Here is a 20,530-nt window from a genome sequence, read left to right as displayed (position 1 = left end):
CAGCTCTCCATCAGTCAAGGATTGAAAATCGAAGAACGAGTGAGGAAACACGAGAAAACATTAATTTATAGTGGGAGGGAACAACATGGAAGTTTTTGCAGAATATTTAGCGCATATTGATAACCCGCAACATCGGGCCCGAACGGAAGAAGTTTTGGCTTGGGTAACTAAGAAATTTCCAAATTTAATGCCAAAAATTGCGTGGAATCAGCCTATGTTTACCGATCACGGCACATTTATTATTGGCTTTAGCGTAGCCAAACATCATTTGGCTATTGCCCCTGAAAGGGCAGGGATTAATCATTTTTCTGATGAAATTGTGCAGACTGGCTATGATCACACCAAGCAGTTGGTACGTATCCAGTGGGATAGTTCGGTTGATTTCTCATTACTTGAGAAATTGATCGAGTTTAATATTTTGGATAAGGCAGACTGTTCAACTTTTTGGCGGCAATAAAAAATAGGATAGCCCTTAGAGGCTCATATTTGCGTTTTAAGGCCTTTTGGGTTTGTTGAAAAGGTAAGAAAGTATAAAATTGGGGTTTGCCGCAGTGCTCGCCATTGTGGCATTTTTACATTTTAGAAAAGGTGGGTTTTGATGAATAGCATTAATAATAATTTTGTAAAGTAGTAAGGCTTATTGCAGTAAGAAGAAATTGAAAAAGAAACAAGAAATTATATTTTAACTGCCGAGCAATATGAGAACATGAACAAAAAAGTTCATGCAGCTGTTGCCATTAAAAAAGATTATGAGCGGTTGAAAGGATTAACAGATGTTTTTCCATCTTTAGTCTACGTTTTTTTCGTCAAGCACTGATTTCTGTTTTGAGCCGGAAAAGCTATATGAAAACAATGAGAATTGAGGTCTCGGTGTATGGAGTTATGGGAAACAATGTTAAGGTCTGTATTAGCGTTTACCATCATGATGCTTAAAGCACATATATTGGGAAAACCCACCATTGCGCAAATGACCTATCATGATTTTGTAAGCTGCCATTACATTGGGCGCGATCACCGCGAATATTTTCTTTAATGACAAAATAATCAATTGGAACTTACTAACAGCCACAGTTAGTATGAAGAATTCTATACAATGAATTTGAAATTGAACAACCTGTAACCCTGTGCTATCCTTATATTAAATAGAAGATAAACGTAGTAAAGATGATTTTCTCTGCATTCATAAACATCTGATGATATGATGAATAGAAGGAGTGTACAGCCATGACCTCTGTCATTGAACTGAACAATGTAAGCTGGAAAAGAGATAACCGTACGATACTGGATCAAATCAACTGGCAAGTAGCCGAAGGAGAGCATTGGGCTGTACTCGGATTGAATGGATCGGGCAAAACAACGATGCTTAACATGATTAATGGTTACATATGGCCAACTACAGGCAGTGTCGGTGTCCTGGGTCACACCTTCGGGGATGTGGATCTGAGGGAGCTGCGCAAATCCATCGGTTGGGTCAGTTCCTCTTTACAGGAAAGAATCAATGGTAGCCAGCGCACGCAGGATGTCGTCATTAGTGGCAAATTTGCTTCTATTGGGCTTTACGATCAGACGACGGATACGGATTATGAACAGGCAGTTCACCTCATGACCCAATTAGGCTGCGCTCACCTCGTGGATCGTCTGTATCAGGGCTGCTCACAGGGAGAAAAACAAAAGGTGCTTATCGCCCGCGCATTAATGGCCTCGCCCAAGTTGCTGATTTTGGACGAGGCGTGTAATGGACTGGACTTCTTTTCCCGGGAAGCTTTACTAACTAGTATCCGTCAGTTGTCCGAGTCGCCGGGTGCGCCGAATTTGCTGTATGTCACGCATCACATAGAAGAAATTCTACCCATGTACACGCATACCATTCTGATTCGCCGGGGTACCGTTTTTGCTAAAGGCAAAACGACAGATATTCTGAGCAGCGAAACGCTTAGCGATTTTTTTGGAACACCAGTGCAGGTGGAGTGGAGACAGGATCGGGCTTGGCTCTCTATGGTTTAGAGGGTTCAGTCTGTATCTGTTCGGATCTACCCTGCCACCATCATAATCAGAACGGGCAAAATCAGGAATGAGGCAAGCGTACTCCACAAAATACAAGTGGATACGAGCTTGGGTGATGCATTAAATTTTTCTGCTAAGATGACGGCATTTACGGCCACCGGCATTGACGCCAGAATGAAAAGGACGGAGAACAAAAGGCCTGATATCCCCAGTATCAGCATGGCAAGACAGGCAGCAAGCGGGGAGAGCAGCAGTCGGATCGTCAGTCCTGCGTAGCTGGCTTTTTTAATGGACGGCTCCAGCTTGAATATTTTTACGTAAGCCATTTGGGTGCCCAGAATCGCCAGTACAACCGGAGAATAGGCGGCAGCAATCATCGAAACGCCCGCTTGAATGCCGGAGGGTAGGTGCAAGTCCAACAGTCGAAGCCCCATCGCCAGCAGAGCTGCATAGATCGCGGGAAGTGAAAATACCGACTTGACGGCGCTTTGGACGGAAAACTCAGAGCGGGCCGCAAAATAAACTCCAATCGTATTGACCAGGATTATCTGGATGACGACATACACGGAGGCTTTGTCCAAACCAAGCTGCCCAAAGGCAAGTAAAATTAGGGGCAGGCCATAATTCGCGCTATTGGTCAGTGTGGAGATTAGGGTGAGTCCGGCTGTTTCCGGGGCGCTTAGCTTAAACATTTTTCCTGCAATCTGTGCAATTCCCCATAACAGTAGCAGATTCAGGATCGAAAAAGCGGCCGTCTGCGCCACATCATGCCAGGATAGCTGTGCCTTCAGTAGTGTGTCCAGAATCATTGCGGGACTTAAAAAATATAAGTATAAAGTCGAGAGCGGCTTCGTTTCCAGCTTCATGAATTTGCCGAGTAAAAACCCGGCGATTACCGGAATGGACAGCGGAACGATAACGGATAGAAGGGTTGAAAGTACAATTTGAATCATGAAAATCCACCAATCCTTTCTGTAATGACTTTTTCCATTATAAGAGGCAGCTTTCGAGCCCGTCCAAGATGAAAATACGATCAAGGCCATAGGAATACACTATGAAGCTTCCAGCAAATATTTTTGTGTACAACAAAAAGGGATGTCCACAGCCATGTTGAAAGGCTAGTAGGAACATCCCTTTTTTACTATGAAACTAATGATCTTACTGAATTATACTTACGCAGAAGCCGCAGTTTCCGCTTTGGTCCGGCAATCGTCAGAGCAATAATGTTGATGCTGCTCTTCGCAGTCCGGACATACGATATGCTGGAGATTGCACACCGGACAGTTGATATAGTGATCGTTCGACGTTTCACAATGGAAGCAATGACCGACAACAACGTCTTCATCCGTATGGTTGATCGGGATCGAGATGCGTTCGTCAAACACATAGCACTTACCATCAAACAGACGCCCCTGTACTTCCGGGTCCTTACTATAGGTCACGATGCCACCATCCAACTGTCCCACATCATCAAAGCCTTCTTTTATCAGAAGACCGGACAGCTTCTCACAGCGGATACCACCCGTGCAATATGTCAGTATTTTCTTGTCCTTAAACCGACTCATATTGTCGCGAATCCACTGTGGAAATTCACGGAAAGATTCGACTTCCGGACGAATGGCACCACGGAAATGACCGATGTCATATTCATAGTCGTTACGTCCGTCCAGCACAACCACATCTTCACCTTGAAGCTGTTCGTAAAACTCCTTCGGTGACAAACGCTTGCCACTGATTACGTTAGGGTCCAGCTCATCCTCATGGCGCAACGTCACCAGCTCCTGACGACGGCGTACAAATATTTTCTTGAACGCATGACTGTCAGACTCATCTATTTTAATAACGATATCGTGGAATTTCGGATTGGCGCGCAAATCACGGATATATTGCTCGGTTTGCTCTACCGTACCAGACAGTGTTCCGTTAATTCCTTCCTGAGCGATCAAAATTCTTCCCTTAACGCCCAATTCCTTGCAGTAAGCCAGATGCTCTGCCGTAAAGGTGGCAGGATCTTCAATATTGACATATTTGTAAAACAACAAAATTCGATAAGCATGCTCGCACACGTAAAATCACCCTCTGATTCAAGTCAAAGTTTTTTAACATACAATTTTAAATGTACCACATTCTCTAAGTTAGTCAACTTATTTGTATAAAAAGTGGGAATGGAAAATAAAGAAGCAGGTGAACGAGCGACAAAAGTAAGGGTTTACATTATAATAATATCGTAGTGACGAGGTGGATTTTGGCAGCAGGTTTAGTTCTCTTAGATGAAAGGATGAATCGGCATGAAGCATCATTTGACAGCGCATACACCGCCTATGGGGTGGAATAGCTGGGATTGCTACGGCGCAGCAGTGCGTGAGGAAGAAGTGCGGGGAAATGCGCAGTATATGGCGGAGCACTTGAAGGACTACGGTTGGGAATATATCGTGGTAGATATTCAGTGGTATGAGCCGGGAGCTTTATCTTCACAGTATCGTTCTTTCGTTCCACTGGAAATGGATTCATTTTCGCGCCTTATTCCAGCGGCGAATCGATTTCCTTCCGCAGCGGATGGACACGGCTTCCAGGCTCTTGCGGATTATGTACACAGTCTGGGCTTGAAATTCGGTATACATATTATGAGAGGAATTCCGAGACAGGCGGTGCATCAGGATACGCCGATTTTGGGAACCCAGGCAACAGCGAGACAGATTGCGCATCCCAACTCCATTTGTCCCTGGAATACAGATATGTATGGGGTAGATGCTTCCAAGGAAGGCGCACAGGAATATTATAATTCGCTGTTTGACCTGTACGCGGAATGGGGTGTCGATTTTGTCAAAGTGGATGACATTGCTGCTTCCCGACTCTATGATACTCACTTGGCGGAAATTGAATTGATTAGGCAGGCCATCGCCCAATGCGGACGTCCGATGGTTTTGAGTCTGTCGCCCGGTCCGGCACCGCTGGAGCATGCATCCGAATTAATCGCCAACGCCAATATGTGGCGCATGACCGACGATTTCTGGGATGTATGGCCTTTGCTGCACGGCATGTTTGAGCGCTGTGAGAAGTGGGCAGAGCACGTGGGCCCTGGCCACTGGCCGGATTGCGACATGCTGCCACTGGGCCATCTGGGTATTCGATCGGTAGATTCTGTAGATTCCGGTAGCCATGACCGATGGACACGCTTTACGAAGAATGAACAACTGACGATGATGACCTTGTGGAGTATTTTCCGGTCCCCACTGATGTTTGGGGGAGAACTGCGGGATAACGATGAATGGACACTTTCTCTGCTGACCAATGGAGAGGTGCTGGATGCTCACCGCAACGGCTTGGATGCGCAGCAGGTGTACAGAAAGGATGAGCATATCGTCTGGACTTCGCATAACGAGGAAGGTCACATATATGCGGCTTTGTTTAATGCTGGAGATGAAGCTTCGCGGGTTCGTGTATCGCTGCAAGACCTTGGCATTGAAGGACAGACAAGTGGCAGAGACTTATGGAACCGTGTGGATCTGGGCACTTTAGAGCAAGAATTGTCCGCAGATTTACCCCCTCATGGAGCCGCTTTATTTATGTTAAAATAGTCATCATGCAATGATTGAATTGATCTTAGATGTTCTAAATGAAATCGCTCTTTTAAAGTGGACAGTAGCACTTCCATTTTACCACGGGCGATTTTTTGTTTGGCTACGTGAACATTTTGTTATATTATGATACAAATAAGTGGAGAGATATGTATTGCAAAAAAATAGATATTGAAAAATATTATATATATCTCATAACAGGGTTTAAACAAACTTTTTTTGAATTGTGTTTAGCCTTGTATGTATCTTAAGGACTAATTTGATGAACTCGACATTATTCTCAGGAATTTGACATTGGAAACGTGCTAATTTTATAAAGCGACAATTTATAAAGCCAACAATTTTAATGGAAGTAAATTGATTACAAATATATCATCCAATGCGAACGGACTCGCGAAAGGAGTCAGGTAATGAGTTTTAAACAGCTCAATAAAAATGGCCAGAACGAGCCTTGGCCTGTTCGAAAACATATATTATGTATCGGGGGGGCCAATATTGACCGTAAAATTATGATTAAAGGTACATTTCAGCTTCACACCTCCAATCCAAGCAGCACCAGACAGCAATCTTGCGGAGGGGTAGCTCGGAATGTGGCTGAAAATTTGGGACGGCTGAGGCAGTGGGTCAGTCTGCTGACCGCAGTTGGAGATGATGCGGAAGGTGAATTTGTAGTTGAACAGTCCAACCGTTACATCCACGTGGTCCCTCTTCAAGTCAAAGGCGAACCATCTACCGGGGTCTACACCGCTCTGCTGGACGAGCAGGGTGAAATGATTGTAGCAACTGCAGAAATGGAGATTTACGACCAGATCAGTGCCTCAGCTATCCTTGATAATGCCCCTTTGATCACCTCATCTGGATTGGTGCTGTTGGATACCAATTTTTCCGCGAACGTACTTGCTTCCACAATCCGATTATGCCACGAACATCAAGTTCCGTTGGTTGTTTCTTCTGTATCGGCCTCCAAAATGAGAAAGCTGCCCCGTAATCTGAATGGAGTAGAATGGCTGGTATGTAATGTTGTGGAGGCAGAAGCATATTTGGGATTGAAGATAACTGATGATCAGCAGATGCTGGAGGCGGCGCAAGTTTTTCATAAGCTCGGAGTTAAACATGTCGTTCTTACTGGTGGTGCAGACAGCGTCTTATTTGCATCTCAAGGTGGAACTCACGGACAAATTCCCGTGCAGCCTGTTCAAGGAATCGTTGATGTCACGGGCGCAGGCGATGCTTTTATTGCCGGGATGATGTATGGAATTATTCAAGGCTATCCTATGGAACAAATTTGCCAATTTGGAATCAGTTGTGCCGTATTAACGCTCCAAACCGACCGGACAGTTTCAGACATGCTCTCTTCGAATACACTCCGTTCCAAGTTCAACGAGCTGTATGGCAGGTATGCGCAAAACTTTGTGGTTTATAAGGGTGTGTATTTTAAAAAGAAAGATACATAAACCAGTATTTGTTCAAGGTATGTTCGAGGTCCATTCAGAATGGTATAAGGAGCAGGTTGCCTGATGAATAACGTGAGATACGTCGTCGTTTTTTGAGAAGCAATGACGGGGTGTTGACACGTTCGCTGAACCGTTTCATGTCCTGGATGAATTCCAAAAAAGCTCCTTGACCGCGGCTTTCGTTTCGTGTAAGATAATAAAAAAAATTGTAATATACAGGAATAGTGTAGACCAAGGATCAAAGGTTCAACAATCGCCGTACAGAGAAGAAACCCATGGGCTGAAAGGTTTCTCCGCCGCGAATGGACGTTTTCCTGCCTTGTGAGCTGTAGCGGAATGTATTTTAAACCGTTATCGGTTAGACGCCGTTATCTGATGAAGGGCCGTTCCATACTATGGATATGGTCAAATTAAGGGTGGTACCACGACGCATTCGTCCCTGACGGATGTGTCTTTTTTGCGTACATTTTATCGTCCATACAAGGAGGCAGCCACACATGCGCCAAAGTCGATTATTACTGACAACATTACGTGAATCGCCCGCAGAAGCCGAAGTGATCAGTCATCAGCTTATGCTGCGTGCAGGGTTGATCCGGCAACTCGCAGCCGGAGTGTATAGCTACATGCCACTTGGAAGACGCGTTCTCCGGAAAGTGGAGCAAATCGTACGGGATGAAATGGATCGTGCAGGGGCTGGGGAGCTGTTAATGCCTGCATTGCAGCCTGCCGAGCTGTGGCAAGAATCAGGGAGATACGATGTGTACGGTCCAGAGCTGATACGTCTTCAAGACCGGCATGGTCGGGAATTCGCTTTGGGTCCTACTCATGAAGAGGTCATTACGTCATTAGTACGGAATGAAGTGAGCTCCTATCGAAAATTACCTGTAACGCTATATCAAATTCAAACCAAATTCCGAGATGAACGACGTCCACGATTTGGCTTGCTTCGTAGCAGAGAGTTTTTGATGAAGGATGCCTATTCGTTTGATGCTAGCTGGGAAGGGCTGGATCAAGCTTATTGGACCATGTTTAAGGCCTATCATCGTATTTTTACCCGCTGTGGCCTGAACTTTCGCGCAGTTGAAGCAGATGCGGGTACTATTGGCGGCGAAGGCGGAACACATGAATTTATGGCGCTGGCTGACATTGGAGAGGATACGATAGCCGCTTGTACCTGCTGTGACTATGCTGCTAATCTTGAAAAAGCTGAGCCACGGAGAATGGAAAAATCAGAAACATTAACTGCTGCAGATAAAATGGAAAAGTTTCATACTCCAGGTCTGCGCACGATAGATCAACTGGTTGAATCGCTGCAAATACAGCCAAAAGATATGATCAAAACACTGATTTATATGAGTGACGATCAACCCATTGCTGTAGTCGTCAGGGGAGATCATGAGGTCAACGAAGTGAAATTAAAACATATTTTAGGTAGTGAAAAATTCGAAATAGCAAATTCAGATGCCGTATCAAAGGCGACTGGAACCCCCTCGGGCTTCGTAGGCCCATGCGGCTTGACGATCCCTGTGTGGGTGGATTACTCCGTCGTTCAAATGTCCAGTGGCATCGCAGGCGCGAACGAGTTGGAAACCCATTATCGGCATGTGAATCCAAAACGCGATATGGATCTTCGCCATGTGGCGGATTTACGGAACGTCATGGAAGGGGAACCATGTCCTCGCTGTGACAAAGGGAAGTTGAAGTTTCATCGTGGGATTGAGATTGGACAAGTGTTTAAACTGGGCACTAAATACAGCGAGAAGCTGGGCGCGACTTTTCTGGATGCGTCCGGAACAGATCAGGCGATGATTATGGGCTGCTACGGCATTGGCATTTCCCGAATTCTTTCTGCCATTGTGGAGCAAAATCACGATCAGAACGGAATCATATGGCCCTATGCGCTGGCACCGTTTCAAGTTCATATTATTCCGATCTCTGTTAAAGACAGCTTGCAAATGCAGATGGCCGAGGATTTGTATAACCAGCTACAGGATCTCGGCGTGGAAGTGTTGATGGATGATCGGGAGGAACGCCCCGGGGTTAAATTCAAAGATTCGGATTTAGTGGGTATTCCCGTGCGCATCGTCGTTGGTAAAGATGCTGAGCACGGGAAAATAGAGTTAGTGGAGCGAAGAACCAGCAACAAAGAAACCATTCATATCCAAGATGTAGAGCGACGGATATTGGAACTTATTCAGCAATAGTCACTCGGCTTAATAAATTACGAGCCTGCGCCCTATACGGTTCTACAATCCAATGCGCCCGGACTACAATCGTTTGGGCGTATCTTTACCAACAATTATTGTACAAGCATTACGTGTCTGTGTCCTGTAGAATGTGACCTTCTCCAAGTGCAATTTCATAAAAGCCTGCCATATGACGTGCCTGAAACCGGATTGGCTTGTCCCGACCTATCATAATGATATTTTGAATGTCGGCAGCGCCTTCCGAGGGGAGGGAGAAAGCTGTGACATAAGCGAATTCCTCACGCAACGTTGTATGAATGGCATTCATCAAATGATCGTGCTCACTTTTGCCCATTACATTCATGATCACGGAGCCTTCGGAATCCAGCTTTTCTTTGGCCATCCTGAAAAATTCCCGGGATATTAAATGAGGCGGCGTTCCCTGATCTGTGAAGGCGTCCAAAATAATATAATCATATGCATCCGGCGCTTCCTTCTCCAACATGCAACGTCCATCACCAACGGTCACGTTGTCCTTGTCGTATCCAAAGAATGTTCGGCTGAATTCCACGACTTGTGCATCCAGCTCTGCAATCTTGAAGCGTTTATCTGTAAAATGACCCGCAATCGTACCTATACCATGCCCAATCACAAACACGTCTTCAAATGACGGATCGTTCAGCTCCATCAGATGGATGATGGCTCTCGGATATTCGAACAGAATGCGTTGCGGATGATTCAAATCCACCGCGCCTTGTACGGCTGCATTTGAAAACTGCATCACCCGGAATAATCCCTTTTCACCATACAGCTCTGTGGTGTCGTATATCGTTATTTCATGATTATTGCTCAGCTTTTTGTATAGTACCTCCAAATGATCTATCTCCTTCAAGTCATACTCCACCATCATCTTAGACATTTATGAGCCTGTTGTCCATATATTAAGCGGCGGTGCCGTTCTGCTCTTGCCCAGCAGCTCCAATCCGTATAATTGTTCGATCATGCGCAGCACGGAGAAATGATTGCTTTTCCCGTTGTAAGGGCCGTTTTTCAAATGAGGACCTATAATCATAGTCGGGATTTTGTTTTTACTGCTCATGTCATCTTCGTCCCATGTTACGATCAAAAGACTGTTATGCTGCGGCGCCCAGCGGGCATAAGAGGACAAGTGAGCTTGCAGCCATTGATCCGCTTCTCGAATCGTGCCGTCGTGCATATCGTGGTTCAGGTTGGAAATGACAAAAGAAACAGTCGGCAACTGATTAAAATTTTGCGGAAAGCTGGGTTAAAGGCATATTGATCGAGGCAGGCAGGCTGGTGAAATTCACCCACGGATTAGTTTTCTGGCATACAGGGTTTTCAGATCATAAGGGCCTGTAAATCCGGTTTTGGGCAATCCCTCTGAGTAGCCCCCAAACGTAACCTCTTACTTTACAGCCAAAACGTGGCCGCCAGCGCAAAAGCTCCAATGGCGTGGGTGACGAAGGGACGATCCCGGTACACAAGATGCCCGATGATAAAGCTGATCCCCATGCCCAGACATACGGATACCACCGCCGTTATGGTCATCTTACGGTTGAGTTTATTTCTTGACAACCAGTACAGGAGCAAGACTAAAGCGAACACATATTGGGCATCTTCGGCGAAAAAACGCATCAGCCCGTTCAGAACAGAAAAGTTGTTCGCTTGTTCATTAATGAGGGGAAAAATCTGATAGTCCAGGTTAGATAACATATTAGGGATTACTCCTTTTCTTACGTGATTCAAAAGTAGAAAGTAATATGATCTTAACTCTTGAACATGGGAGCACCTTTAGATGAAAATTAGAATTCCATGAGAAAAGGACATTTTTTATCACTAAATCCTTTGAACTTGTTCAAGCGTCCTTTAGGAGATATAATATACAAGGATATAATGAATACCGTTGTGTATATTCATATAGAAAGAGAGCGGGATATTATGGGACGTAAGTGGAACAATATTAAAGAAAAGAAGGCATCCAAGGATGCTAATACGAGTCGTATATATGCTAAATTTGGGGTAGAAATCTATGTAGCAGCCAAACAGGGCGAGCCTGATCCTGAATCCAATCGGGTTCTCAGAGTCGTGCTAGAACGTGCAAAAACGTACAATGTACCGAAAGCGATCATTGACCGGGCGATTGAAAAAGCAAAAGGCGCCGGAGATGAAAACTATGTTGAGCTTCGCTATGAAGGCTTCGGACCAAACGGTTCTATGGTCATTGTAGATGCACTCACCAATAACGTAAACCGCACGGCATCTGATGTACGTTCTGCTTTCACTAAAAATGGCGGTAGCCTGGGTGTAAGCGGATCTGTAGCCTATATGTTTGATTCAACGGCGGTTATTGGTTTGGTAGGTAAAACCGCAGATGAAGTGTTGGAGCTGTTGATGGAGGCAGATGTAGAGGTGCGTGATATCATCGAAGAAGATGAGGCTGTTATCGTATATGCTGAGCCTGACCAGTTTCATGCTGTGCAGGAAGCTTTCAAGCAGGCGGGAGTTACAGAATTTACAGTGGCCGAACTTACCATGCTTGCCCAAAATGATATTACTCTTCCAGAAGATGCACAGCTTCAATTTGATAAATTGATTGATGCATTAGAAGATTTGGAGGATGTTCAGCAGGTTTACCATAATGTAGATTCTGATGAATAGCTTCAAGCTGAACCACCTGAATTCGTACGACAAAAAAACATCGTATTCCGATACGGTGTTTTTTTGCGTATTTGCAGCTATTTCTGTGTAAGGAGCATTAAGGAAGCCATAGCGATGATTTTTAATGAATCTGTCAGGGTTTTGACGGACCCCAAGCTATCCAAGGAATGCTTTATTATGAACAGTGCTATTGAACAGGTTCCGCATCATCATGAAATCAAAGTCTTTATATCTGCGAGTACAGAAAGGCTTGAGCTTGCTTTCTACAACGCCTTGGTCCGTGCTCATAAAGAGGGAGAGATTCATTCCGCGGAGTCTGAGCTACGGTCAATCGCCAGATTTCTAAATCATGCCCGGCTATCGTTGACATTTACCGCCAAGACAGGCGCAAGCCCTGAGGCGCTTAAAGATATCGTGCGTACGACGCTGTCGATTTTGGATTGATTTTTTATGAGCGCTCTATAGCGTTTATTTTTTTGATAATTCCGGACCGATTAGTCAAATTTTTTAGAAATTCTAGACTGTTTAGTCTGAAAAATTTCGTTTTCGATAAGGAGAAAAGTCCAATGACAAACAAAAATATAACATTGATTACAGGGCAAGCGGTAAAATTGGTAGTCGCATTGCTGCCAGACTTACGCAGCTTCAGCATCCTGTCCGGTTAGCGGGACGCAGTAACTCGACAAATTTGCCCGGCTCAGATCATATACATTTCGATTGGTACGATGAATCAACACATACAAAAGAGCTGACGAATGTAGATAAAATTTATTTGGTTGTGCCTGTATTGGACGTAAATCCCGCCAAAGTCATGATTCCTTTTATTGAAAAAGCCATTCATGAAGGCGTGAAAAGGTTCGTGCTTCTGGGTAGCGCATCTGTCCCTGCGGATGGCCCGGTATTCGGGTCGGTGCATCAAGCCCTCAGCAATTTAGCTCCTGAGTGGACAGTATTACAGCCATCCTATTTTATGCAGAACTTTACCGAAGGTCAGCATGTAAGCACCATCAAAAACACCGGCACGATTTATAGTGCAACAGGGGAAGGGAGAGTGGGTTTCGTCAGCGCAGATGACATTGCAGAAGTGGGGGTAAGAGCCCTGATTGACGATAAGCCTCATAACACAGCTCATGTGATTACTGGACCTCATTCGTTGACATATGGTGAAGCTGCTCAGTTGATCAGCCATGTTATAGGAAAAACGATTCAGCACATCTCGTTGTCTGACGAAGAACTGAAAGTCGGCATGATTCAGGCAGGTATGCCTGCGAACTACGCTGCCATGCTAGCGGGATTGGATCAAAGGATACGTGAAAATGGAAGTGAAGACCAAGTTACCGATACCGTGGAGCGTGTCACTGGGCGCAGCCCGATCACATTTGATCAGTTTGTGCAAACCCATGTAGGCACCTGGAAGTAAATGTAGGGGCGTCTCAAACAGATCTGATAGCCTGGTTGAGACGCTCTTGTCAGTTGGCGACAGACACTTTACATAATGCTTGATGTTACCTTCCAGTTATTGAAATCATAGGTCCGTCTCTCTCTGTCATGAACCAAATCGAGTTTATTTCCATTATAATTCTGATGCATCCACGGATCATCCAGCAGAGGCCAATTAGCATAATTGACTTCTGCACCCTGAATTTTACGTGAGGTGGCATATACGATTTCCATCTCTTTACCTGTTAATCCTTTGTAAAAGACCCGGGGATTGGTATCGTTAACACCGCTGAAATCCACTACGGTTTTCGTCAGCACAGCCTCAGCAAAGCAGTCAAGCTCTCTAATGCAAGAACCGCCTGCGTAGTCCATAAGAGGTGCTGTTTCAACGATGACCGCATTTTTTGCCCCGTCACTCCGCAACGCTCTCTGATAACCTCCGTATTTCCACGATTCCGTGTCATAAGGCCAATCGTAAGGTTGTGCCGTCCGGACAGCCATCAGCATTTTACCTGTATGGAAGAATATCCAGCCGTTCCTATTGAATGGGTCCTGTTCGATCGTTGCTTTGATTCCGTTATATGAAACAGGGCCGTCGATCCATGTATTTGAATTTGTGATATTGTATACCGCAATGAGTGCACCGTCGTCCTGAAGCACTTCCTCCATATTCGTTCCGCCAATCCAATATTCCGAGTTGGACGGATTCAAGTTAATCGGCTCACTGAAGTGTTGCTTCATGAAGAACGTATTTGGTTCGTCACTGTATGTATCTCCCACCCATTTGATGCCCCAACGATGAAGCTGGTTTTGTGCGAGCCGATTGTCCTTTTGACTGAATACGGCGTAATCCGGGGTGATGTAGCTTGTCTTATACGGTTTGTTACTGTTTCTAGGCATCCGTTCCTTATGTGTGTAAGTTGTAGAACGGGCTGTCGCTATACTTTTGAAAATGTCTGGTAACTCGTAGTTCGCAACCGTAAATGGAATCGTGGTAAATTTCAGATTGGTTTCATTGCCGAGATATATCGGCTTACGACTGTCTCCAAACAACATCCACAGTAGCACTGCACTCTCATCAAGTGTATATCCCGGCTCTTGCTGCGCATTATATGTTCTGGCCTGACTGGTCACCCAGTACCCATGCAGCCACTCCCCTACGATACTGGCAAAATACCACTCCAACGTCAGTTTGGCCATATTCCGCAATGTCGCATCTTTCAAGTGTTCAGTAATGAACAATAGCGGTCCTACATGATGGATAAAATATGTTGGGGAGTCGTATTCAAAGTACCCCTGTTTTGTAATTGTGGGAAGTTCGGACAGCAGATAACTTCTGGCGATGGTAGCATAATTCACCGGATAATCTGGCCATTCTTCCGCTCCGACAACCCCGACTGCCGCATACATGAGCCGTTGATTTTCTGTATTTCCCGACAGAGCCGTCCCATCGGCATTCAAAATGTTAAAACTGAGCATTTTTGCTTTTACTTTATCCTTTAATGCGGGTGTGTAATACTCTTTATACTTCATATAAGCTTCCATTACGTTAATTCCCCAGAACATGTCTTTATTCCGATCCAAATGAATGTTGACGTAGGCAAGTCCAGTGCTGATATTTCCTTTGGAAAATTGCGCCATAGCGGCATAACCACCGACCTTTCGGCCCTGATCATACTCACTGTAAGGGTAGCCCAATGCTGCTACATCGTCGATTACGATCAGTTTGCGCTCCTGTAGTGAGCCTGTTAAAATCTCTTTTTTAAACATAATTACAGCCACTCTCCTGATAATGGAATAATAACGCAAAAATAGTATAAATTTAGCGATGTGAGAGAAAGAAAAACCTGAACATAAATTTGGCTGAGACTTGCGAATTTTAATTGTTAGAAGAGATTATTTGTTGTAATTATAAGGTATTTGGTTATTAATTTCAATATTTTTACTATATTTTTATTGTGAAAATATAGCATTAGAGTCAAGATGCAATCTACCCGGGATTATTCCGGCTATGTCCCGGGTACGTTTTCTTCTATGCTTTTTAGCTGATTATGATGATGGTTGGGTTTGATCTATTCCGGATTTCGCCAGATAGATCACCAAGGTTAAAATAGTTACGAGAAAAATCACACTGGTTCCAGCAGTGCCCAGGCCGAGCCCGCCATCGGCATGAGATTGTGACAGATAATCCCCAAGTGAGGCGCCGAGAGGCCGGGTCACAATGTACGCCATCCAGAAGGACCACACGGCATTGAATTTAAGCCGATAGTGGGCAAACGTTATGATACCAATCAGTGACGCAAACATAAACGCCGACCTCCAATAACCTAAGTCAAGGCCCTCTAATATAAGATCACCAGCCGCTGTACCCAAGGCAAAGGTAAAGAATATCGTTGCCCAGTAGAATATTTCACGCTTGATCGTGTAAATAGAATGAATGGATAATGTTTTTTCGCTTCCATACCAAAGCGTAAAAGTCGCCAGTAGAGCGAGGGCAAAGACGGTTGTCGTAACTTGCAGCGAGATCCCTATGTGATCCACAAGGTTATCTGAAACGGGCTTTTTTCTGAGAGCACGGACAAGACGCACGTTCACCGGATTCTTCAGAGTTCATCCTTTGGATAAAAAGAATAACCAGGATACTTGACGACAGGCCATTTTACCTTCCGCAATTTAGAGGTCACATCGGCACCAACATGTAAATTGCTCTGAATGAGCTCTGTCGGTGTAAGTGCCATCCATTGATTCAAGGAAACATCTGCAAAACGGTCACTTTTAAATATTTCAAGAAACCATAGCGTGCTTGAGCCTGTATTTTGGATGTAATGACCGTAAGCAAAAGGTACATATCCAACATCCCCGGCTCTGAAATCAAATGTGCGCGCCGCGCCATTACCGCCAAAAACAGTCATTCGGCCTTGCCCGGTAAGATAGTATTGCCATTCGTCATTATTGGGATGCCAGTGCATTTCTCTCATTGCACCAGGCTCAATCTCAACAAGAGCAGCCGCGATCGTTTGGGATATCGGAAAATTGGAGGAATCGACGATTCGTACGCTTCCACCCGGCGTTTTGATGGGAGGCTGAGCGAGTAATTCATATTTAAAGGATTGAGGCAACGTACCATAGGGAGAAGAAACCGCTTGACTTTGGATTGAACCGGGAACGGCATCCTGATAGATATATACTTGTTCTTGAGGGATGGATGAAAAAGCAGCTTCAGGAACGCCAAAATTGGCAGACAGTACATCTTTTGGAGTATGTGCAAACCAATCGGAGATGGATAACGTGTTCAAATCAGAGAAGCTGCCGTCATCAAAAACCAGCAAAAATTCGCAGCCTTCCTCAAGACCTTGTATTGAGTGTGGAATGCCGGGTGGAAAATACCAGAGATCACCAGGGCCCACATCAGCAATAAAATTTCTTCCTTCTTGGTCGACGGCAGTAATACGGGCACTCCCCAACAGCATATAAGACCATTCCGCCTGCTGGTGCCAATGAAGTTCGCGCACGCCGCCCGGTGTCAAACTCATATTAACTCCGGCAAGAGTTGTGGCAATGGGTAGCTCCCTTACGGTTACTTCTCTTGACCATCCACCGTGATTCAACTGCATATGAGCATCTGAAAAAGAAAATCTCATGTTCGGAATGAGTCCATTATCTGTTACGGGCGGAACCAGCATGTCGGGATTTTGCAAATCCCTCATCACATCACGGGGACCCTTATCAATGCCTCCAGCACCATCACTTCTGATGGGCTGCGGCACACGGGCATTTTTCAGGGAATCATTATGCATCATTTGATCTTCCTCTCCAAGTTGAAGCTTCATCTATCTTAGAATTAGAGAAAATCCGCATAAAGATTTTATGAATTGTTGGAGGGTTTTATGCTTTCTGAGTCAGATCCGCAAACTGTGCATCAATGAGCCGGGCTAAGTCCTGCGGACTTAACTCCAGTTGGGTTCCAATTTTTCCGGCGCTCACAATAATGGTTTCCAACTCTACTGCGGGTTGGTCAATAAAAGTAGGATAGAGCTTTTTCATTCCTATGGGAGAGCAGCCACCCCGGATATACCCGGTATGCTTTTGCAGTTCTTTGACTGGAAGCATTTCGATTTTCTTCTCGCCCGCTGATTTAGCTGCCTTTTTGAGATCAAGCTCTTTATGTACAGGAATCACAAAAACAAACAGATGTTGTTTGCTATGTGCAACCAACGTTTTGAAAACGGCTTCCGGGGATTTCCCAATTTTCTCAGCTACGTTCATACCATCTATTTTTCCATCCTGATGCTCATAACTCAGCATGTTGTAGTTAACGTCCTGACCATCCAATATTCGCATTGCGTTCGTTTTGCTCACACTCATCTTATTTCGTCGTCCTTTCTAAAGCTCTTGCCGAGGCAATTGTTGCAATCCTTTACCTCGGCGGAATTATTTGGATCTCATTATTAGAGGCGTTCCAAGCCATCTACATAGTCCTTTGCTTCCTTTAAAGAGAGGTCTTTAGCTACTCTTAGCTCTTTTATCGCCTGAATCTTTTTGCCTTCTCTAATCAGCAGGAGCAGTCTTTCATTGACATCCTCCGAAACTACTGTGTCTAGCACAGATGGTGGTGCAGTAGCGGTTGGGCCAGATAGTGATATTCCCGACATTCCAGAACGATTCTCAAGACGCTCTACATCGGATTTCAAATCATTAAGTCGAGCTTGCAAGCTGTAGACTTTGATCAAAAGAATGACGGAGATGATCAAAGCGATCAATGCTATAAATTCCATAGTTTCCACTAGAGTTCCCCCTTTTTCATTTGATTTTATCCCGGAGATGCCACACTGGAATCTGCTCAATATAAATAGTATAGCATGATAATTTACGTTATATTATCTGGAATCGCTGAATTTACATGAGTACGGAGGGAGGAATATTCTTGAACCCGTTGCTACTCCGAATCCATGGAAGGCTACGAATTGACTTTTTGCAGACAGAGCGTTATATTACAGCATATTGTAATGCTTTTAATAAGTGTCGTAAAAGGAGAGGATTCAAATACTGCCAGTCTCCAATAATGCAATCCGAGTCAAACAAATTAATGTGGAGTTAGTCAAAAACACACTGAAGTCTCTTGAATATGCCACCAAGTCGTCCATAGCGAGTATAACTGGACTCAGTGTGGCAACTTGCGGCAATATTCTGAAGGAGCTTCTTCAAACCGGGGAAGTGTTAGAGACAGAGCTGGAGGAATCCAACGGTGGACGCCCGGCAATGCGGTACAAATATAACGCCGATTATTCCTATATTCTCTGTTTAAATGTGAAAACGGAAGGCGGATTGGATTCTCTTACTTATGCGGTATCCAATTTGCTGGGCGACATCATTGTAGAGAAGACCTCGATTGTGCCCTATATCGATTATGAGGTCATAGAAAGCCAAATTGGTGACCTTATTAACATCTATGAAAATGTTAAAGCAGTTGGCATTGGTATTCCCGGGGTTGTACATCAAGGGGTTATCGGTGTGTGTGATATCGACCCGCTCATAGGAATTCCTCTGGGCCCGCTGCTTTACAACAAATACGAACTGGAAATCACTATTGAAAATGATATGCATCTAACAGTTTACGGATTTTATAAAATGCAAAATTATGATGAGGACAAAACCTTCGCGATTGTTAATTTTCCCAAGGATAATTTCCCGGGAGCGGGGTTTATTGTCGACGGACACCTGTTAAAAGGAAATACCAAATTTGCGGGAGAAGTTTCTTTTTTGCCCTTTGATATGACAAGGGAAGAACAACTAAAGCAGAGCAAAAATACTCAAGGGTTCGTTCCTTTGGCTGTCAAAACGATAACTTCCATTATTGCTATTATTGATCCTGTATCTATCGCTTTGACTGGAGAATTATCCAAGCCGACTCTGTTGGACGATATTTATAACGGTTGTCTAAAAGATATACCCCAAGAACATATGCCAGAGATTTTTGTGAAAAGTGATACGAATGACGAATACATGAACGGGTTGATTTCGGTGACCCTCGAAAGTCTGACGTACAATTTGCAATTGGTGGAAAAAAGAAAATAGGGTATTGCTCCATTAAGCAAGAGAGGATGAGATCAATGACTCAAAAAGCAATTCCATGGAACGCAGGAATCTGGACTAACCCTCCTGTGTTATCCTTGCAAGAAGGCCGGTTCCTCCAAGTTGAAGCCAGCGAAGGAAGCGATTATTGGGAAAAAACCTTATATGGATTTGAACGCAGTAGTAGACATTCTCTGCTTGCAGCATGGGAGAGGGATTCTGCTATAGAAGTCACGTTTCAGTTAGGCTCATTTACTGAGCTTTATGATCAGGCAGGAATCATGCTGTATCAAGGACCAGGAAAGTGGATTAAAGCTGGCATTGAATTAAATGATGGAATTCCTCAACTGGCTGTCGTTGTCACAGACGACTATTCCGATTGGTCATTATCTCCTGTACCTGAATGGGTAGGAGATCATGTCACGATTCGCGCTTCCCGAATTCAGGATGCAGTGGTTATTAGAGCGCGAACAGATCATCATGGCTGGCGCACCGTGCGTGTGGCACGTTTTCCTTACGAATCCGGGCAACAGGCTGGTCCTTTTATATGCGCGCCGACCCGGGCCGGTTTTCAAGTTACCTTTACGCGTTGGATAAGCACTGAACCGGACAACGATATTCATACAGACCCGCCCATGTAAAAATAGTCATTGGCAATCTGGCCAGAGTGTACGGAGTAACAACCCGTTTCCAAATATTGTAGCGGAAACAGGTTGTTACTTGTATAACAGGATTACATCAAAAAATTAACATGTCCAATCACTACTATATTTTAAAGGCGGGAGGCTATAACTGCTTGCATCAAGATTTGTATGGTGAGGTGTTTTTCCCTTTTCAGGTCGTAATTACGTTAAATCAGCGAGAGATGATCGTATTAAATGTATTTATCAGCGTGAAGCCTGAAAAAGAGAAGGAATATTTGTAGAGTATCAATGAAATAATCAAGAATTCTCGTCTTGAAAAGGGAATTATCAGTTACGATTGAGCATTGGCAAGACGACGAGACGATTTCGAAACACATCAATTGTAGAAGGAATTTCTGATGCTAGACTAAAAAGTGGACATCGAGAATCGAGAATGCGAGAATAAAATCAAATTCATTCGAGGTGCGTCCCTA

19 protein-coding genes and 2 pseudogenes are annotated in these 20,530 nt (G+C 44.5%); 11 read left to right on the top strand and 10 right to left on the bottom strand.

What is annotated here, in order from left to right; genetic code table 11:
- Positions 1 to 85 precede the first annotated feature (85 nt).
- A complete protein-coding gene (locus E0698_RS25240; protein WP_149094032.1) occupies positions 86 to 457 on the top strand; it encodes an iron chaperone in 372 nt (123 codons plus the stop codon).
- Positions 458 to 1,224: 767 nt separating this feature from the next.
- Positions 1,225 to 2,004, top strand: coding sequence for an ABC transporter ATP-binding protein (locus E0698_RS25235; RefSeq protein WP_192513301.1), 780 nt, complete (start codon positions 1,225 to 1,227; stop codon positions 2,002 to 2,004).
- 26 nt (positions 2,005 to 2,030) lie between these two features.
- Here E0698_RS25235 and E0698_RS25230 read toward each other — a convergent pair whose 3' ends face one another.
- Positions 2,031 to 2,957 carry an AEC family transporter gene (locus E0698_RS25230; RefSeq protein ID WP_192513300.1) on the bottom strand — a complete coding sequence of 309 codons (927 nt, stop codon included), beginning with the start codon at positions 2,955 to 2,957 and terminating at the stop codon, positions 2,031 to 2,033.
- A gap of 219 nt (positions 2,958 to 3,176) precedes the next feature.
- Complete coding sequence (gene trhO, locus E0698_RS25225) at positions 3,177 to 4,070, bottom strand: oxygen-dependent tRNA uridine(34) hydroxylase TrhO (RefSeq protein WP_192513299.1); 894 nt, start codon at positions 4,068 to 4,070, stop codon at positions 3,177 to 3,179.
- A 222-nt stretch (positions 4,071 to 4,292) separates the two neighbouring features.
- Here trhO and E0698_RS25220 point away from each other — a divergent pair, with 222 nt between their 5' ends.
- The 3 genes from E0698_RS25220 (at position 4,293) to E0698_RS25210 (ending at position 9,240) form a co-directional block, all read left to right on the top strand.
- Positions 4,293 to 5,582, top strand: a complete 1,290-nt coding sequence (locus tag E0698_RS25220) for a glycoside hydrolase family 27 protein (protein ID WP_192513298.1) — start codon at positions 4,293 to 4,295, stop codon at positions 5,580 to 5,582.
- A gap of 410 nt (positions 5,583 to 5,992) precedes the next feature.
- Positions 5,993 to 7,036, top strand: a complete 1,044-nt coding sequence (locus tag E0698_RS25215) for a carbohydrate kinase family protein (RefSeq protein ID WP_192513297.1) — start codon at positions 5,993 to 5,995, stop codon at positions 7,034 to 7,036.
- A gap of 497 nt (positions 7,037 to 7,533) precedes the next feature.
- Positions 7,534 to 9,240 carry a proline--tRNA ligase gene (locus tag E0698_RS25210; protein ID WP_192513296.1) on the top strand — a complete coding sequence of 569 codons (1,707 nt, stop codon included), beginning with the start codon at positions 7,534 to 7,536 and terminating at the stop codon, positions 9,238 to 9,240.
- Between the two features lie 109 nt (positions 9,241 to 9,349).
- Here E0698_RS25210 and E0698_RS25205 read toward each other — a convergent pair whose 3' ends face one another.
- The 3 genes from E0698_RS25205 to E0698_RS25195 all read right to left on the bottom strand — a co-directional run bounded on the left by E0698_RS25205 (position 9,350) and on the right by E0698_RS25195 (position 10,956).
- Positions 9,350 to 10,114, bottom strand: a complete 765-nt coding sequence (locus tag E0698_RS25205) for a spermidine synthase (RefSeq protein ID WP_134914637.1) — start codon at positions 10,112 to 10,114, stop codon at positions 9,350 to 9,352.
- 27 nt (positions 10,115 to 10,141) lie between these two features.
- Entirely contained in the window at positions 10,142 to 10,480 is a 339-nt protein-coding gene (locus tag E0698_RS25200) for an alkaline phosphatase family protein (protein ID WP_238354148.1), read from the bottom strand.
- Between the two features lie 173 nt (positions 10,481 to 10,653).
- Positions 10,654 to 10,956, bottom strand: coding sequence for a hypothetical protein (locus E0698_RS25195; protein ID WP_238354147.1), 303 nt, complete (start codon positions 10,954 to 10,956; stop codon positions 10,654 to 10,656).
- A 225-nt stretch (positions 10,957 to 11,181) separates the two neighbouring features.
- Between E0698_RS25195 and E0698_RS25190 the strand changes: the two genes are divergently transcribed.
- The 3 genes from E0698_RS25190 to E0698_RS25180 all read left to right on the top strand — a co-directional run bounded on the left by E0698_RS25190 (position 11,182) and on the right by E0698_RS25180 (position 13,321).
- Positions 11,182 to 11,901, top strand: coding sequence for a YebC/PmpR family DNA-binding transcriptional regulator (locus E0698_RS25190; RefSeq protein ID WP_025686422.1), 720 nt, complete (start codon positions 11,182 to 11,184; stop codon positions 11,899 to 11,901).
- Positions 11,902 to 12,015: 114 nt separating this feature from the next.
- Entirely contained in the window at positions 12,016 to 12,345 is a 330-nt protein-coding gene (locus E0698_RS25185; RefSeq protein WP_238354146.1) for a hypothetical protein, read from the top strand.
- Positions 12,346 to 12,523: 178 nt separating this feature from the next.
- A complete protein-coding gene (locus tag E0698_RS25180) occupies positions 12,524 to 13,321 on the top strand; it encodes an NmrA family NAD(P)-binding protein (protein ID WP_337916452.1) in 798 nt (265 codons plus the stop codon).
- A 68-nt stretch (positions 13,322 to 13,389) separates the two neighbouring features.
- Here the strand turns inward: E0698_RS25180 and E0698_RS25175 are convergent, their stop codons facing one another.
- From E0698_RS25175 to E0698_RS25155, 5 genes and pseudogenes are all read right to left on the bottom strand, one after another.
- Complete coding sequence (locus tag E0698_RS25175; RefSeq protein ID WP_192513295.1) at positions 13,390 to 15,111, bottom strand: hypothetical protein; 1,722 nt, start codon at positions 15,109 to 15,111, stop codon at positions 13,390 to 13,392.
- Between the two features lie 279 nt (positions 15,112 to 15,390).
- A pseudogene (locus E0698_RS25170) lies at positions 15,391 to 15,897 on the bottom strand (hypothetical protein); the annotation flags it as partial.
- Between the two features lie 47 nt (positions 15,898 to 15,944).
- Positions 15,945 to 17,138, bottom strand: a complete 1,194-nt coding sequence (locus tag E0698_RS25165) for an oxalate decarboxylase family bicupin (protein ID WP_192513303.1) — start codon at positions 17,136 to 17,138, stop codon at positions 15,945 to 15,947.
- An 88-nt stretch (positions 17,139 to 17,226) separates the two neighbouring features.
- Positions 17,227 to 17,706, bottom strand: a complete 480-nt coding sequence (gene ybaK / locus E0698_RS25160; RefSeq protein WP_149094024.1) for a Cys-tRNA(Pro) deacylase — start codon at positions 17,704 to 17,706, stop codon at positions 17,227 to 17,229.
- Between the two features lie 83 nt (positions 17,707 to 17,789).
- Entirely contained in the window at positions 17,790 to 18,125 is a 336-nt protein-coding gene (locus E0698_RS25155; protein ID WP_025686418.1) for a ribosomal protein L7/L12, read from the bottom strand.
- A 382-nt stretch (positions 18,126 to 18,507) separates the two neighbouring features.
- On the opposite strand from E0698_RS25155, the gene E0698_RS25150 reads away from it, so the two are divergent.
- The 3 genes and pseudogenes from E0698_RS25150 to E0698_RS25140 form a co-directional block, all read left to right on the top strand.
- Positions 18,508 to 19,416: an ROK family protein gene (locus E0698_RS25150; RefSeq protein WP_192513302.1), complete on the top strand. Its 909-nt coding sequence runs from the start codon at positions 18,508 to 18,510 to the stop codon at positions 19,414 to 19,416.
- Between the two features lie 35 nt (positions 19,417 to 19,451).
- Entirely contained in the window at positions 19,452 to 20,054 is a 603-nt protein-coding gene (locus E0698_RS25145) for a DUF1349 domain-containing protein (protein WP_192513294.1), read from the top strand.
- 125 nt (positions 20,055 to 20,179) lie between these two features.
- Positions 20,180 to 20,278: pseudogene (locus E0698_RS25140) on the top strand (2OG-Fe(II) oxygenase); the annotation flags it as partial.
- Between the last annotated feature and the right edge of the window lie 252 nt (positions 20,279 to 20,530).

This window comes from Paenibacillus sp. 23TSA30-6, assembly GCF_014858585.1.
In the GTDB taxonomy this organism is placed as follows: Bacteria; Bacillota; Bacilli; order Paenibacillales; family Paenibacillaceae; genus Paenibacillus.
This window is presented reverse-complemented; position numbering and strand designations above follow the sequence as displayed.